General features: G+C 59.3%; 15 protein-coding genes and 1 rRNA gene. 10 read left to right on the top strand and 6 right to left on the bottom strand.

Translation table 11 applies throughout. From position 1 onward, the window contains the following. Nucleotides 1-117: 117 nt before the first annotated feature. The 5 genes from rrf to F475_RS17235 all read left to right on the top strand — a co-directional run bounded on the left by rrf (nt 118) and on the right by F475_RS17235 (nt 5019). Nucleotides 118-233: ribosomal RNA gene (rrf, locus tag F475_RS17255) — 5S ribosomal RNA — on the top strand. 149 nt (nt 234-382) lie between these two features. Continuing rightward, on the top strand, nt 383-1042 hold the full coding sequence (locus tag F475_RS17250; protein WP_111454349.1) for a paraquat-inducible protein A: 660 nt from the start codon (nt 383-385) through the stop codon (nt 1040-1042). After that, the gene (locus F475_RS17245; protein WP_111454348.1) at nt 1029-1652 is read left to right on the top strand and encodes a paraquat-inducible protein A; all 624 of its coding nucleotides are present in this window, start codon (nt 1029-1031) and stop codon (nt 1650-1652) included. Before F475_RS17250 ends, F475_RS17245 begins: the two co-directional genes overlap by 14 nt. Continuing rightward, complete coding sequence (locus F475_RS17240) at nt 1645-3948, top strand: intermembrane transport protein PqiB (RefSeq protein ID WP_064620337.1); 2304 nt, start codon at nt 1645-1647, stop codon at nt 3946-3948. Before F475_RS17245 ends, F475_RS17240 begins: the two co-directional genes overlap by 8 nt. Nucleotides 3949-4077: 129 nt before the next feature. Then, on the top strand, nt 4078-5019 hold the full coding sequence (locus F475_RS17235) for an AEC family transporter (protein WP_018927222.1): 942 nt from the start codon (nt 4078-4080) through the stop codon (nt 5017-5019). Nucleotides 5020-5049: 30 nt separating this feature from the next. Here F475_RS17235 and F475_RS17230 read toward each other — a convergent pair whose 3' ends face one another. The 6 genes from F475_RS17230 to gatC all read right to left on the bottom strand — a co-directional run bounded on the left by F475_RS17230 (nt 5050) and on the right by gatC (nt 10316). Next, a complete protein-coding gene (locus F475_RS17230) occupies nt 5050-5430 on the bottom strand; it encodes a carboxymuconolactone decarboxylase family protein (protein WP_007941215.1) in 381 nt (126 codons plus the stop codon). Next, nucleotides 5427-6488, bottom strand: a complete 1062-nt coding sequence (locus tag F475_RS17225; protein ID WP_111454347.1) for a calcium/sodium antiporter — start codon at nt 6486-6488, stop codon at nt 5427-5429. Before F475_RS17225 ends, F475_RS17230 begins: the two co-directional genes overlap by 4 nt. A gap of 50 nt (nt 6489-6538) precedes the next feature. After that, complete coding sequence (locus tag F475_RS17220; RefSeq protein ID WP_064620325.1) at nt 6539-6913, bottom strand: septal ring lytic transglycosylase RlpA family protein; 375 nt, start codon at nt 6911-6913, stop codon at nt 6539-6541. A 191-nt stretch (nt 6914-7104) separates the two neighbouring features. Further along, on the bottom strand, nt 7105-8550 hold the full coding sequence (gene gatB, locus F475_RS17210) for an Asp-tRNA(Asn)/Glu-tRNA(Gln) amidotransferase subunit GatB (RefSeq protein WP_018927219.1): 1446 nt from the start codon (nt 8548-8550) through the stop codon (nt 7105-7107). Between the two features lie 10 nt (nt 8551-8560). Then, nucleotides 8561-10012 carry an Asp-tRNA(Asn)/Glu-tRNA(Gln) amidotransferase subunit GatA gene (gene gatA / locus F475_RS17205; protein WP_018927218.1) on the bottom strand — a complete coding sequence of 484 codons (1452 nt, stop codon included), beginning with the start codon at nt 10010-10012 and terminating at the stop codon, nt 8561-8563. A 16-nt stretch (nt 10013-10028) separates the two neighbouring features. Beyond that, nucleotides 10029-10316, bottom strand: coding sequence for an Asp-tRNA(Asn)/Glu-tRNA(Gln) amidotransferase subunit GatC (gene gatC, locus F475_RS17200; RefSeq protein ID WP_007901429.1), 288 nt, complete (start codon nt 10314-10316; stop codon nt 10029-10031). A 210-nt stretch (nt 10317-10526) separates the two neighbouring features. Between gatC and mreB the strand changes: the two genes are divergently transcribed. From mreB to rng, 5 genes are all read left to right on the top strand, one after another. Next, nucleotides 10527-11564 (top strand): rod shape-determining protein MreB, encoded by a 1038-nt coding sequence (gene mreB / locus F475_RS17195; RefSeq protein WP_002555108.1) that lies wholly within the window; start codon nt 10527-10529, stop codon nt 11562-11564. A gap of 143 nt (nt 11565-11707) precedes the next feature. Further along, nucleotides 11708-12832: a rod shape-determining protein MreC gene (gene mreC / locus F475_RS17190; RefSeq protein ID WP_111454346.1), complete on the top strand. Its 1125-nt coding sequence runs from the start codon at nt 11708-11710 to the stop codon at nt 12830-12832. Next, on the top strand, nt 12832-13323 hold the full coding sequence (gene mreD, locus F475_RS17185; RefSeq protein ID WP_086944700.1) for a rod shape-determining protein MreD: 492 nt from the start codon (nt 12832-12834) through the stop codon (nt 13321-13323). The genes mreC and mreD overlap by 1 nt, the downstream gene beginning before the upstream one ends. A gap of 91 nt (nt 13324-13414) precedes the next feature. After that, nucleotides 13415-14011 (top strand): nucleoside triphosphate pyrophosphatase, encoded by a 597-nt coding sequence (locus F475_RS17180; RefSeq protein WP_111454345.1) that lies wholly within the window; start codon nt 13415-13417, stop codon nt 14009-14011. Between the two features lie 57 nt (nt 14012-14068). After that, on the top strand, nt 14069-15526 hold the full coding sequence (gene rng / locus F475_RS17175) for a ribonuclease G (protein ID WP_007941226.1): 1458 nt from the start codon (nt 14069-14071) through the stop codon (nt 15524-15526). Nucleotides 15527-15596: the final 70 nt, after the last annotated feature.

Genomic DNA, 15596 nt, shown 5'->3' with positions numbered 1-15596 from the left:
GATTGCGGTGTGTGAAGACGCAATGAACCGAAAGTTCGCAACCATTCACAAAAGCCGCACAAACTATCGCATACCCAATTTGCTGAAACGTCGAAAGACGGTTCGGTACCCGAATTTCTTGACGACCATAGAGCATTGGAACCACCTGATCCCATCCCGAACTCAGAAGTGAAACGATGCATCGCCGATGGTAGTGTGGGGTTTCCCCATGTGAGAGTAGGTCATCGTCAAGATTAAATTCCGAAACCCCTATCTGCGTATGCAGGTAGGGGTTTTGTTTTGCCCGCAGAAAAAGTCTACTTCTCTGGCAACACAAAAATGCACAGTTATTTTCGAGTCAGGACACTAGAATAGGTCCAACATTTTTGGAGCCAGAGCCTTTATGCCAGATCCGGTTGACACCCCTGGGCTGTCAGATTTACCACTGGACGGTTTGGTGGCGTGTCATGAGTGCGACTTGCTGATGCGCAAGCCTGAACTCGCCCATGGTGAGAAGGCCATTTGTCCACGCTGCGGTTATGAGCTGTATGCCCATCGGCACAATGTCGTGCAGCGCAGTCTCGCCTTGGTCATTGCCGCACTGTTGTTGTATATCCCCGCGAACTTTTTACCCATCATGCAGCTCCATCTACTCGGGCAGTCATCGAATGACACTGTCTGGAGCGGTGTTCTCGGTTTGTTCGATACCGGTATGCAGGGCGTAGCAGCAGTCGTATTTCTCTGCAGCATGGGGATTCCGCTGCTCAAGCTGCTCTGCCAATTGGTGGTGCTGCTGAGTATCCGATTCAATATCGGACGCAGCTACGGTTTGCTGCTCTACCGCATTTATCACCATCTTCGGGATTGGGGGATGCTTGAGGTTTACCTCATGGGCGTGCTGGTCGCGATCGTCAAATTGGCCGATATGGCGGCGATTACCGTAGGTCTTGGTTTGGCGTGCTTCATCAGTTTGTTGTTGGTCCAGGTCTGGCTGGAAGTGGTGATGTCGCCGCACCAGATCTGGCAGGCATTATCAGGAGAAGATGCCCATGCGGGCGATTGATGCGGGCATTCTGATTTGTGCCGAATGCCACGAGTTGAGCAAGCAGGAAGCTGGCACCGACGAGCAGGTCTGCACCCGCTGTGGTGCGTTGGTTCATGCGCGCCGACCGAACAGCCTGATGCGTACCTGGGCGCTGCTGGTCACCGCTGCGATTATTTACATCCCGGCCAATGTGCTGCCGATCATGACCGTCAGTTCCCTGGGGCAGGGTGATCCGAGCACCATCATGTCCGGCGTGATCCAACTGGTTCAGCACGGCATGATTCCAATCGCTGCTGTGGTTTTTATCGCCAGTATTCTGGTTCCTACGTTCAAACTGGTGGGCATCGGGTTGCTGCTGTTTTCGGTGCAGCGCCGCCAGCCACTCTCCGCACGCCAACGTATATGGATGTACCGCTTTATCGAGTTCATCGGCCGCTGGTCGATGCTCGATATTTTTGTGATCGCTATCCTAGTGGCGGTTGTGAATTTCGGACGGCTAGCCAGCGTCGAAGCCAACCTTGGCGCCATCGCCTTCGCCAGTGTGGTGATTCTGACGATGCTTGCCGCAGTAACTTTCGATCCCCGACTGATTTGGGATAACACGGAGTCGGACGACGACCATGACTGATTTGCCTACAGCGAAAACCCGACCGGCCTCTAACTGGTCTGCCATTTGGGTATTGCCCCTGATCGCCTTGCTCATTGGCGGTTGGCTCGCCTGGCGTGCTTATAGCGAGACAGGCATTGAGATCCATGTGCGCTTCGAAAGCGGCGAAGGTATTCAGGCCAACAAGACCGAAGTCGTTTACAAAGGTATGTCGGTCGGTAAGGTGAAAGCCCTCACACTCGATGACGAAGGCAGCTCCAAAGGCGTGATCGCCACCATCGAGATGAATAAGGACGTGGAGCAATACCTCAGAACCAGCACGCGTTTCTGGCTGGTCAAGCCGAGCGTAACCCTGGCCGGTATCACGGGCCTGGAGACGCTGGTCTCGGGTAACTATGTGGCTGTCAGTCCGGGAGAGGGCGAACCGACCCGCAAGTTCAAGGCCCTGGCCGAAGAGCCGCCGCTGTCGGACGCCAAGCCTGGTCTGCACCTGACCATCAAGGCTGATCGTCTCGGTTCGCTGAATCGCGGCAGCCCGGTGTTCTACAAGCAGATCCAGGTCGGTCAGATCAAAAGCTATTTGCTGTCCGCGGACCAGAACACCGTTGAACTCAAAGTCTTCATCGAACCGACCTACGCCAGCCTGGTACGCAAACACACGCGTTTCTGGAATGCCAGCGGTATCAGCATCGATGCCAACCTGTCCGGTGTGAAAGTGCGTAGCGAGTCCCTCGCCAGCATCGTCGCTGGTGGTATTGCGTTTGCTACACCGGAAAACCGCAAGGACAGCCCGCCCACCGATCCAAGCCTGCCGTTCCGTCTCTACGAAGACTTCGATGCAGCCGCCGCCGGTATTCGGGTCAAGGTCAAACTCAGCGATTTCGAAGGCCTGCAGGCCGGTCGTACACCGGTGATGTACAAAGGCATTCAGGTCGGCAATCTGAAAGCGCTCAAGATTGACCCGGACCTCTCCAGCGCAACCGCCGAGCTGACGCTCGACCCATTGGCTGAGGATTACCTGGTCACCGGCACACAGTTCTGGGTGGTCAAACCATCAATTTCGCTTGCCGGTATCACCGGTCTGGAAGCATTGGTCAAAGGTAACTACATCGCCGTGCGCCCTGGCGACAAGGGTGGCGCACCGCAGCGCGAGTTCGAAGCACGGGCCAAGGCTCCGCCGCTGGATCTGCGTTCGCCGGGCCTGCATCTGGTGCTGTTCACCGAAAACCTCGGCTCACTGGAAGTCGGCAGTCCGATTCTCTACAAGCAGGTCAAGGTGGGTTCGGTGCAGAGCTACCAGTTCTCTCGCACTAAAAAACAGCTGATGATCGGTGTGCACATCGAGAAGGAATACGAGGGGCTGGTCAACGCCTCGACGCGCTTCTGGAATGCCAGCGGTATTACGCTGACGGGTGGACTGACCGGCGGCATCCAGGTCAAAAGTGAGTCTTTGCAAAGCCTGATGGCCGGCGGCATTGCTTTCGAAACCCCGGAAGCCAAAGCGCCGTTGCAGAAGCGCATTCCACGTTTCCGTCTGTTCGCCAGTCATGAAGAGGCAAACCAGAAAGGCGCCGTGGTGACCATCAAGGTCGATCGCGCCGATGGTCTGCGCACGGGCACGCCGATCCGGTTCAAAGGCCTCGACGTCGGCAAGGTCGAAGACGTCGACCTCAGCGACGACCTGCAATCGGTGCTGCTGACTGCGCGAATCACGGAAGTGCCGGAGCGTATCGCTCGAGTGGGCAGTCAGTTCTGGGTGGTCAAACCTGAATTAGGTCTGATCAAGACGTCCAACCTTGAGACGCTGGTGACCGGGCAGTACATCGAAGTGCAACCGGCGCCGAAGAATCTCGGTCCGCAAAAGGACTTCGTAGCGCTGACCAATCCTCCGGAAACCGCCAAGGAAGAGGCCGGTTTGAGCCTGGTATTGAGTGCTGCTCGTCGAGGCTCGCTGAAGACCGGTGTGCCCGTCACCTATCGCGAAATCACGGTGGGCAAGGTGACTGGCTATGAGCTGGGCCAGACGGCGGATCGAGTGTTGGTACACATCCTGATCGAGCCGAAGTACGCGCCATTGGTGCGCAGTGGCACGCGGTTCTGGAACACCAGTGGTTTTGGTTTTGACTACGGCTTGTTCAAAGGCGCAACCATACGCACCGAATCGCTGGAGACGCTGATCCAGGGCGGTATCGCCTTTGCCACACCGGATGGCGACCGCATGGGTGTCCCGGCGCGGCCCGAGCAAACGTTTCCGCTGTTCGACAAGTTTGAAGATGAATGGCTGACTTGGGCGCCGAAGATTTCTATCGGTAAGTAACCTGAGGTTAATTTGGCGTTTATCAGGACGTCTTCGCGGGCAAGCCTGCGAAGACGGTCTACCAGACGCCGACGTCTCCGGTGGCTTATCATTAGCCCCCTAACGACGCCCACCCAAGGTTCCCCCGGCATGCTGGCTATTTTCCTCGAAACCCTGAACATCACTGCGCCGGTGTTTGCCATGCTGTTTCTGGGTGTGCTGCTCAAGCGCATCGACTGGATCAACGACAACTTCATCCATACTGCGTCGGCCCTGGTGTTCAATGTCACCATGCCGGCGTTGCTGTTTCTGGGCATCTTGCATGCCGACCTGCACGCTGCGTTGCAACCGGCGCTGCTGATCTACTTCTCGGTCGCGACCCTGATGTGCTTTGCAATTGCCTGGGGTTGGGCGATCTGGAAATGCCCGCGGGAAGATCGGGGCATTTACACCCAAGGCGCGTTTCGCGGCAATAACGGGGTAATCGGCCTGGCCCTGGCGGCGAGCATGTACGGCGACTATGGCATTTCCCTTGGGGCGATTCTCGCGGCGCTGGTGATCCTGTTTTACAACACGCTCTCAACCATTGTGCTGGCGGTCTATAGCCCGGTGATCAAGTCTGATCCGTGGAGTATCTGCAAAAGTGTGATGGCCAATCCGCTGGTCATCAGTGTGATTGCAGCCGCACCATTTGCCTGGTTCCAGATCGGCTTGCCGGGGTGGCTGGAGAGGTCCGGTCAATATTTGGCGCAAACCACCTTGCCATTGGCATTGATCTGCATCGGTGGCACGTTGTCGCTGGCGGCAATGCGCAAAAGCGGCACGATGGCGCTGAGTTCAAGTCTGGTGAAGATGATCGGCCTGCCGGTGCTGGCGACACTCGGCGCCTGGCTCTGGGGCTTTCGTGGGGCGGAGTTGGGGATTCTGTTTCTGTACTTCGGCAGCCCGACCGCCGCGGCCAGTTTCGTCATGGCCCGGCAGGCCAATGGCAATCATGAACTGGCGGCGGCGATCATCGTGATTACTACACTGATGGCGGCGGTCACCACCAACATCGGGATCTTTCTGTTGCAGTGGGGTGGGTGGATCTAACCTCGGGATTTGCGGTGTTCTTCAGGTCGCCTACTCCGGCTTCTGATAGGTGTCGATCACTTCCTGCGCCGCCCGAAATGCATCGATCGCCGCCGGCACACCGGCATACACCGCGCAATGCAGCAGCGCTTCGCGAATCTCTTCCACCGTGCAACCGTTGTTCAACGCACCGCGCACATGGCCTTTCAGTTCTTGCGGGCACTTCAACGCGGTCAGCGCAGCGAGAGTGATCAGGCTGCGGGTTTTCAGCGGCAAACCTTCACGGTTCCACACGCCGCCCCAGGCGTGCTCATTGACGAAGTCCTGCAACGGCTGGGTGAATTCGGTGGCGTTGCCCAGGGCGCGGTCGACGAACGCGTCGCCCATCACTTGGCGGCGGATTTCAACCCCAGGCTTCTTATCAGTGCTCATGGCATTTCCCTCTTGTGGTGTTGGCGACGCCAGGCGCGAAGCGAGGTGAACAGCAAAAACGCCACCAGCGCTGGCAGGACGAAAAACAGCATCAGGTGTTCAAGCTTGCCGGCCAGTGGCATGCCCGCGGTGAACGACACCACGTGCAGCCCATAGGCCAGGTACAAGCCCAAAAACAGCAGGCCTTCGGCGCGGGTCACCCGGTAGCCGGAATAGAACACAGGCAGGCACAGCAGCGCGACTCCAAGCATCACCGGCAAATCGAAATCCAGCGCGTTGGGCGAGACCGACAGTGGTGATGGCGCGATCAATGCGGTCAGCCCGAGCACGCCCAAGAGGTTGAACAGGTTGCTGCCGATCACGTTGCCCACCGCGATGTCCCGCTGACCGCGCAGCGCGGCGATCAACGAAGTGGCCAGTTCCGGCAGGGAGGTGCTGACGGCGACGATGGTCAGGCCGATGATCCGCTCCGACAACCCCAGGTCGGTCGCGACCGCCACCGCGGCGCCGAGCAACAAGTGCCCGGCGAACACCAGCATCGCCAGCCCGGCGACAATCATCAGCAGGCTGCTGAACCACGGTGCCTGCGACGCTTCATGAGCCCCTGATGGCGGACGGGTCGAGTGCCGCGACTGGCGCAGCAGCAAGCCCAGGTACAGCGCCAGCGCGGCCAGCAGCATCATGCCGTCGACCCGATTCAGTTCTTTGTTCCACGCCAGTATGAACACCAGCAGGCTGGCGCCGATCATCAGTGGAATATCCAGACGCACCAATTGTCGCGAAACCCGCAATGGAGTAATCAGCGCCGAGAGCCCGAGGGTGACGAGGATGTTGAAGATGCTGCTGCCGATCACGCTACCGACGGCGATGTCGGCGTTTTGCGCCAGGGTGGCTTGCAAGCTGACTGCCATCTGCGGTGCGCTGCTGCCGAGGGCCACGATGGTCAGGCCGATGATCAGCGGCCGCACATGCAGGCGCGCGGCCAGGCGTACCGCGGCGCGCACCATCAGTTCGGCGCCGGCGATCAATAAAAACAGACCGCAGAGCAATTCAATCACGCTGATCAGGGGTAAATCGGCCAGTCCGAAAATAGTCAGCGCTCCATCTATCAGTCGTCGAGGGCTTGCACCCGAACCTTCGCGGTGCCACTGCGCAGCATGCCCAACTGTTCGGCCGCTTCACGGGACACGTCGATCAGGCGCCCGCGAGAATACGGTCCACGGTCGTTGATGCGTACCACGCAGGATCTGTCGTTATTCAGGTTGGTAATCTTCACCCGGGTGCCGAATGGCAACTGGCGATGGGCAGCGGTCAGGCCATGCTGGTTGAAACGCTCACCGCTGGCGGTGTTTTTGCCATGGTGCTTGGCACCGTAATACGAAGCCGTGCCGGTCTTGTCGTAGCCGTGTGGATCGATGGTGTCGGTACTGGCACAACCGGCCAGCAGAGAGAGTAAGGCGCACGCGCTGAGCAGACGTTTCATTTGGACGGCTCCCAAAATAAATGTGGCGAGGGCGCTTGCTCCCGCTCGACCAAGAAACGGTCGCAAAATCGGCTGATGCATTCTCGCTGAAAGAGTGCGGTTGCCGATTTGGGCCTGCTTCGCAGACCAGCGGGAGCAAGCTCCCTCGCCACAAGGAATGGAGCCAATATTGAAAGTTGGCTCCATTCTCATCAGCCTTCAAGCTTGCTTTTAAGCAGTTCGTTGACCTGTTGCGGGTTGGCCTTGCCTTTGGAGGCTTTCATGGCCTGGCCGACGAAGAAGCCGAACATCTTGCCGCGTTTGGCTTCGTCTGCCGCGCGGTATTGTTCGACCTGTTCAGCGTTGGCCGCGAGCATTTCGTCCAGTACCGCCGAGATCGCGCCGGTGTCGGTCACTTGCTTGAGGCCGCGTTTGTCGATGATTTCGTCCGCGCTGCCTTCGCCGTTGGCCATGGCTTCAAACACCACTTTGGCGATCTTGCCGGAGATAGTGTTGTCCTTGATGCGCAACAGCATGCCGCCCAGTTGCTCGGCCGAAACCGGCGACTGGTCGATGTCCAGGCCTTGCTTGTTCAGCAGGCTGCCCAGTTCAACCATGACCCAGTTGGCCGCCAGTTTGGCGTCGCCACTGATGCTCACGACTTTCTCGAAGTAATCGGCTTGTTCGCGGCTGGTGGCCAGGACGCTGGCGTCATACACCGACAAACCGAACTGCTGCTGGAAACGCTCGCGTTTCTGCGGCGGCAGTTCCGGCAGGGTGGCGCGCACCTCGTTGAGGAACGAGTCCTCGATGACTACCGGCAGCAGGTCAGGGTCGGGGAAGTAACGGTAGTCGTTGGCTTCCTCTTTGCTGCGCATTGGACGGGTTTCGTCCTTGTTCGGATCGTACAGGCGAGTCTGCTGGATCACCTTGCCGCCGTCTTCGATCAGCTCGATCTGGCGCTGTACTTCGCTGTTGATTGCCTTCTCGATGAAACGGAACGAGTTAACGTTCTTGATCTCGCAGCGAGTACCGAACTCGGCCTGGCCTTTCGGACGGATCGACACGTTGCAGTCGCAACGCAGCGAGCCTTCGGCCATGTTGCCGTCGCAGATGCCCAGGTAGCGTACCAGCGCGTGGATCGCCTTGACGTAAGCTACGGCTTCCTTGGCGCTGCGCATGTCTGGTTCGGAAACGATTTCCAGCAGCGGCGTGCCAGCACGGTTCAGGTCGATGCCAGTGGCGCCGCTGAATTCTTCGTGCAGGCTTTTACCGGCGTCTTCTTCCAGGTGCGCGCGAGTGATGCCGACGCGTTTGACCGTGCCGTCTTCGAGGGCGATGTCCAGGTGGCCCTTGCCGACGATCGGCAATTCCATCTGGCTGATCTGGTAGCCCTTGGGCAGGTCCGGGTAGAAGTAGTTTTTGCGGGCGAACACGTTGTGCTGACCGATCTCGGCATCGATGGCCAGGCCGAACATCACCGCCATGCGCACTGCTTCCTGGTTCAGCACCGGCAATACGCCGGGCATGCCGAGGTCAACCAGGCTGGCCTGGGTGTTCGGCTCGGAACCGAAGGTGGTGGAACTACCGGAAAAGATTTTCGACCGGGTGGTGAGCTGGGTATGAATCTCCAGCCCGATCACGACTTCCCATTGCATGTGTTTCTCCTCAGAAGCCGGTTGGGGTGCGGGTGTGCCAGTCAGTGTTTTGCTGATACTGATGGGCAACGTTCAACAGGCGACCTTCCTGGAAATACGGGGCGAGCAGTTGCACGCCGACCGGCAGGCCATCGACAAAACCTGCAGGCATGGACAAGCCCGGCAGACCGGCGAGGTTGGCGGTGATGGTGTAGACGTCTTCCAGATACGCGGCGACCGGGTCGTTGTTCTTGGCGCCGAGCTTCCAGGCCGGGTTCGGCGTGGTTGGGCCGAGGATGATGTCGACCTCATTGAAGGCGGCCATGAAGTCGTTCTTGATCAAGCGACGGATCTTCTGCGCCTTGAGGTAGTAGGCGTCGTAGTAACCGGCCGACAGTGCATAGGCACCGACCATGATCCGGCGCTGCACTTCCGGGCCGAAACCTTCGCCACGGGAGCGCTTGTACAGGTCTTCCAGGTTTTTCGGGTCTTCGCAGCGATAGCCGAAACGTACGCCATCGAAGCGCGACAGGTTGGAGGACGCTTCCGCCGGGGCGATCACGTAGTACGCAGGAATCGCGTGCTGCATGTTCGGCAGGCTGATTTCCTTGATCACGGCGCCTAGCTTTTTCAGCTCTTCAACGCTGGCCATGATCAGGTCGGCGATGCGCGGGTCCAGGCCTGCGCTGAAGTATTCCTTCGGCACGCCGATGCGCAGGCCTTGCAGCGAACCGTTGAGGCCGGCGCTGTAATCAGGCACGGGCTCGTCGATGCTGGTGGAGTCCTGCGGGTCGAAGCCGGCCATGCCTTGCAGCAGGATCGCGCAGTCTTCGGCGGTACGGGCCAGCGGGCCGCCCTGATCGAGGCTGGATGCGTAGGCGATCATGCCCCAGCGCGAAACACGACCGTACGTCGGTTTCAGGCCGGTTAGGTTGGTCAGCGCAGCGGGCTGACGAATGGAGCCGCCGGTGTCGGTGCCCGTTGCCGCCGGCAACAGACGAGCGGCCACCGCCGCCGCGGAACCGCCGGACGAACCGCCCGGAACATATTCCAGGTTCCACGGGTTTTTCACCGCGCCGTAGTAGCTCGACTCGTTGGCCGACCCCATGGCGAATTCGTCCATGTTGGTCTTGCCCAGAGTCACGGCCCCGGCAGCGGCCAGTTTGGCGACCACGGTGGCGTCGTACGGCGCCTTGAAGTTGTCGAGCATCTTCGAGCCGCAGCTGGTGCGGATGCCCTGGGTGCAGAACAGATCTTTGTGGGCGATCGGCGCACCGAGCAGGGCGCCGCTCTCACCGTTGGCCCGACGTGCGTCAGCGGCTTTCGCCTGCTGCAGTGCCAGGTCTTCGGTGAGGCTGATGAAACTGTTGAGCTGCGGGTCGAGCTGGGCGATGCGCGCCAGCAGGACTTTGGTCAGCTCTTCGGAGGAAAACTTTTTATCGGCGAGTCCGCGGGCGATCTCGGCCAGAGTCAATTGATGCATTGCAGGCTCTTTCCCTTTAGTCGATGACTTTCGGAACCAGGTACAGGCCGTTTTCGACCGCTGGTGCGATGGACTGATAGGCCTCGCGATGATTGGTCTCGGTCACGACGTCTGCACGCAGGCGCTGGCTGGCTTCCAGTGGGTGGGCCAGCGGCTCGATACCGTCGGTATTGACCGCTTGCATTTCGTCGACCAGCCCGAGAATGCTGTTCAGGGCCGAAGTGATGTGTGGAAGATCGGCATCATTGAGGCCAAGGCAGGCCAGATGAGCGATTTTTTCCACGTCGGAGCGTTCAAGCGCCATGGGAATCTCCAGTGGAAAACAAAACGGACCGCGTCCGTGTGTTAGATTGTCGGAACACTACCGCATATCTACGGTCTCAAGGCCGCGATTGTGGTGCTTGGTGCACAGAAAAGCAGCCAATTTAACATATTGGCGCCTTGCCCAAAATCCCTGTCGTTGTTAGAGTTTGCCGCACTTTTTTACCCACGCGTTGCCTAGGGTCCCTTTCCCATGTTCAAGAAACTGCGTGGCATGTTTTCCAGCGATCTTTCCATTGACCTGGGCACTGCCAACACCCTTATTTACGTGCGCGAGCGCGGTATCGTCCTGAATGAGCCATCGGTTGTGGCTATTCGGACACACGGTAACCAGAAAAGTGTCGTTGCTGTCGGCACCGAGGCCAAGCGCATGCTCGGTCGTACGCCGGGCAATATTGCAGCCATTCGTCCGATGAAGGACGGCGTGATCGCCGACTTCAGCGTTTGCGAAAAAATGCTGCAGTACTTTATCAACAAGGTTCACGAAAACAGCTTTTTGCAGCCTAGCCCTCGTGTGCTGATCTGCGTTCCATGCAAATCCACCCAGGTTGAGCGTCGTGCCATCCGTGAGTCGGCCCTCGGTGCCGGCGCCCGTGAAGTGTTCCTGATTGAAGAGCCAATGGCTGCTGCAATCGGTGCCGGCCTGCCGGTTGAAGAAGCTCGCGGTTCGATGGTTGTCGATATCGGTGGCGGTACCACTGAAATCGCGCTGATCTCCCTCAACGGTGTGGTCTATGCCGAATCCGTACGGGTTGGCGGCGACCGCTTCGACGAAGCGATCATCACCTACGTGCGTCGCAACTACGGCAGCCTGATCGGCGAATCCACCGCCGAGCGCATCAAACAGGAAATCGGTACGGCCTACCCGGGCGGCGAAGTTCGTGAAGTCGACGTTCGTGGCCGTAACCTGGCCGAAGGCGTTCCACGCGCATTCACCCTGAACTCCAACGAAGTGCTGGAAGCTCTGCAAGAGTCGCTGGCCACTATCGTTCAGGCAGTGAAAAGTGCGCTGGAGCAATCGCCTCCGGAACTGGCTTCCGATATCGCCGAGCGTGGTCTGGTACTGACCGGTGGTGGCGCTTTGCTGCGCGACCTCGACAAGTTGCTGGCCCAGGAAACCGGTCTGCCGGTGATCGTCGCCGAAGACCCGCTGACCTGCGTTGCTCGCGGCGGTGGCCGTGCATTGGAAATGATGGATAAACACACCATGGACCTGCTGTCGAGCGAGTGATCTCGCCCGATGCATCTATGCTGGTGAGCCCGCAGGCAGCACTTTGCAGTGCTGCCTGTTGGCGTTTATCTTCTGTCAGTCTGCATCCAGGCCGGTTTGATGCCGTATGAATAAAGAGAACATTTGCCTGGGAGGAGCGGCTTATTAAACCGCTTTTCACCAAAGGCCCCTCACTGGGCGTGCGCTTGTTGGTGCTGGTCGTGCTATCGGTCGCGCTGATGGTGGTCGATGCCCGCTTCACACTGCTCAAGCCAGTGCGTAGCCAAATGTCGCTGGTGCTGATGCAGTCTTACTGGATCACCGACCTGCCACAGCGGCTATGGCAAGGTGTGGCCAGCCAATTCGGCAGCCGGACCGAGCTGGTCGCCGAAAACGAAAAACTCAAAACCGAAAACCTGCTGTTGCAGGGCCGCATGCAAAAGCTTGCCGCCCTCACCGAGCAGAACGTTCGGCTGCGCGAGTTGCTCAACTCTTCCGCGCTGGTCAACGAGAAGGTCGAAGTGGCCGAGTTGATCGGCATGGACCCCAACCCCTTTACCCATCGCATCATCATCAATAAAGGTGAGCGCGACGGTGTGATCCTCGGCCAGCCGGTGCTCGATGCCCGCGGCCTGATGGGGCAGGTGGTCGAGTTGATGCCGTACACCTCTCGGGTACTGTTGCTGACCGACACCACCCACAGCATTCCGGTGCAGGTGAACCGTAACGGTCTGCGGGCGATTGCCAGCGGCACCGGCAACCCGGAACGCCTTGAGCTGCGTCATGTGGCCGATACTGCCGATATTAAGGAAGGCGATCTGCTGGTCAGCTCCGGCCTCGGTCAGCGTTTCCCGGCGGGTTACCCGGTAGCGACGGTCAAGGAAGTGATCCACGATTCCGGTCAACCGTTTGCCATTGTGCGTGCGGTGCCGACTGCCGCGCTGAACCGCAGTCGTTATTTGCTGTTGGTGTTCAGTGATGGTCGCACAGCCGAGGAGCGCGCCAACGAAGCCGCCCAGGCTCAAGAGGCTCTGGACCGGCAAGGTGGCGGGCCGATCATTCCTGCAACCGTGCCGAAACCGGCCGCGTCGGTGGTACCGGCTGCCGCTGCAACTCCGGCTGCCGCACCTGCCGCACCTGCCGCCGCGACCCCAGTCAAACCTGCTGCGTCCCATCCTGCTGCCGCCAAGCCACCCACGGCGACGGCCGCCAAACCCAAACCCGCGGCCGTGAAGCCTGCTGCCAAACCGCCTGTCGCCGCGCCGGCCACTACTGGGGGAACAGAATAATGGGCGGTGCAACTTCCTCCCGAAACGGCTGGATGGTCTGGCTGACGTTCGCCATCGGCATGTTGCTCAGCGTTTCACCGCTGCCGCAATTCATGGAAATCCTGCGTCCTTTGTGGCTGGCCTTGCTGTTGGCCTTCTGGGCGTTGGCCATGCCGCAGAAAGTCGGCATGGTGACGGCCTGGTGCCTGGGGTTGGCCGAAGACGTGCTGTATGGCACGTTGCTGGGCCAGAACGCATTGATCCTCACGCTCATTACATTCCTGGTGCTGTCGCTGCAACAGCGCCTGCGTATGTTCCCGATGTGGCAGCAGAGCCTGGTGATCCTGGTGATCTTCGGCCTCGCCCAACTGGTTCAGTTGTGGCTGAGCGCCCTGACCGGTAATCGTCAGCCGACCCTGGCGCTGGTGTTGCCAGCGCTGGTCAGTGCGTTGCTCTGGCCTTGGATCAGCTTCGGTTTGCGCGGTTTGCGTCGACGCTACAAAATCAATTAATTCGGTCAGGCATGTGCTCGCACCCGGTGCCCTGTCTCGCCAAAAAGGAACAGTATTCGTGAGACAGGGCACTAGACAGGGAGATGTCTTGATGAAACAGCTGTACCTCGCCTCAGGCTCGCCGCGTCGGCGTGAACTGCTCGCTCAGATCGGTGTGCCGTTCACCACCATCAGCGCGGACATCGACGAAACCCCTTTCCCTGAAGAATCCCCATCGGCCTATGTCGAGCGTCTGGCGCGCGGCAAGGCCGAGGTCGGGCGCGGGGCGATCGTGTCCGATGCGGATTTCTGCGTGCTGGGCGCCGACACTGCCGTGGTGCTGGACGGGAAAATTCTCGGCAAACCGGTGGATGAAGCCGAAGCGTGCGCCATGCTTATGCTGTTGTCCGGGTATGAGCATGAAGTGCTGACGGCGATTGCGGTGCACGATGGTGAACGTTGCGAGTCTCTGGTGGTGCGCAGTCTGGTGCGTTTTCGCACCATCGGCCGCGATGAAGCGGCGGCCTATTGGGCCAGCGGCGAACCCCGGGACAAGGCGGGCGGCTACGGGATTCAAGGGCTGGGCGCGGTGTTCGTTACCGGGCTCAATGGCAGCTACTCGGCGGTGGTCGGTTTGCCGCTGTGCGAAACCGCAGAACTGCTCAGCCATTTCGGCATACCCTGTTGGCAAACCCTTAACGCGCACTGAGCGTCGTACTGACAAGATGCGGCCATTATCGTGAACATGCCTGAACGAGACCCTGCCATGAGTGAAGAGATCCTGATCAACATCACGCCGATGGAATCACGCGTGGCGGTGGTCGAAAACGGTGTTCTGCAAGAGGTCCATGTCGAACGCACGCAAAAACGCGGGATCGTCGGCAACATCTACAAAGGCAAGGTCGTTCGGGTATTGCCGGGCATGCAGGCCGCCTTCGTCGATATCGGGCTAGACCGCGCCGCATTCATTCACGCCTCGGAAATTTCCCTGCGCGAAGGCCCGGCGGTGGAGAGCATCAGCTCGCTGGTTCACGAAGGCCAAAGCCTGGTGGTGCAAGTCACCAAGGACCCGATCGGCTCCAAAGGCGCACGCCTGACCACGCAACTGTCGATCCCGTCGCGCTATCTGGTGTACATGCCGCGCACTGCCCACGTCGGTATTTCCCTGAAGATCGAAGACGAAGCCGAGCGCGAACGCCTCAAGCAAGTGGTCACCGACTGCGTGGAGAAAGAAGGTATCAAGGAAGCCGGCGGTTTCATTCTGCGTACCGCTGCCGAAGGGGCCGGAGCCGATGAAATCCTCATGGATATCCGCTACCTGCGCAGGCTTTGGGACCAGATCAACGCCCAGATCAAAACCATCAGCGCACCGAGTGTGATCTACGAAGACCTCGGCCTGGCGTTGCGCACCTTGCGCGACCTGGTGAGCCCGAAGATCGAAAAGATCCGCATCGACTCCCGGGAAACCTTCCAGAAAACCACACAGTTCGTCGCCGAACTGATGCCGGAAATCGCTGACCGTCTGGAGCATTATCCGGGCGAGCGGCCGATTTTCGACCTGTATGGCGTCGAAGACGAAATCCAGAAAGCCCTGGAGCGCAAAGTGCCGCTCAAGTCCGGCGGCTATCTGGTGGTCGACCCGGCGGAAGCCATGAGCACCATCGACGTCAACACCGGAGCCTTCGTCGGTCATCGCAATCTCGAAGAAACCATCTTCAAGACCAACCTCGAAGCCGCCACCGCCATTGCCCGTCAACTGCGTCTGCGCAACCTGGGCGGGATCATCATCATCGACTTCATCGACATGGAAGATGAAGAGCATCAGCGTCAGGTGTTGCGCACCCTCGAGAAGCAACTGGAGCGCGATCACGCCAAGACCAACATCATCGGCATCACCGAGCTGGGCCTGGTGCAGATGACCCGCAAGCGCACCCGCGAAAGTCTCGAGCAAGTGCTGTGCGAACCGTGCAGCAGCTGCCAGGGGCGCGGCAAGCTCAAGACCCCGGAAACCGTCTGCTACGAGATCTTCCGCGAAATCCTGCGTGAGGCCCGTGCCTATCAGGCCGAAGGCTATCGCGTGCTGGCGAACCAGAAAGTGGTCGACCGCTTGCTCGATGAAGAGTCGGGCAATGTCGCTGAGCTCGAAGGGTTTATCGGGCGCACCATTCGGTTTCAGGTAGAAACCATGTATTCCCAGGAACAATACGACGTGGTGCTGCTCTGAAGCGTTGTATTTCAATTCCACTAGAACGGCTGGCCTCAGCTTTTTGCAGTATTTTTGCCATGGGAGCCAA

The sequence above is a fragment of the Pseudomonas sp. URMO17WK12:I6 genome (genome assembly GCF_003253625.1).
Lineage (GTDB): Bacteria > Pseudomonadota > Gammaproteobacteria > Pseudomonadales > Pseudomonadaceae > Aquipseudomonas.
The sequence above is the reverse complement of the archived record's forward strand: the minus strand, read 5'-3'. Positions and strand labels throughout refer to the sequence as shown.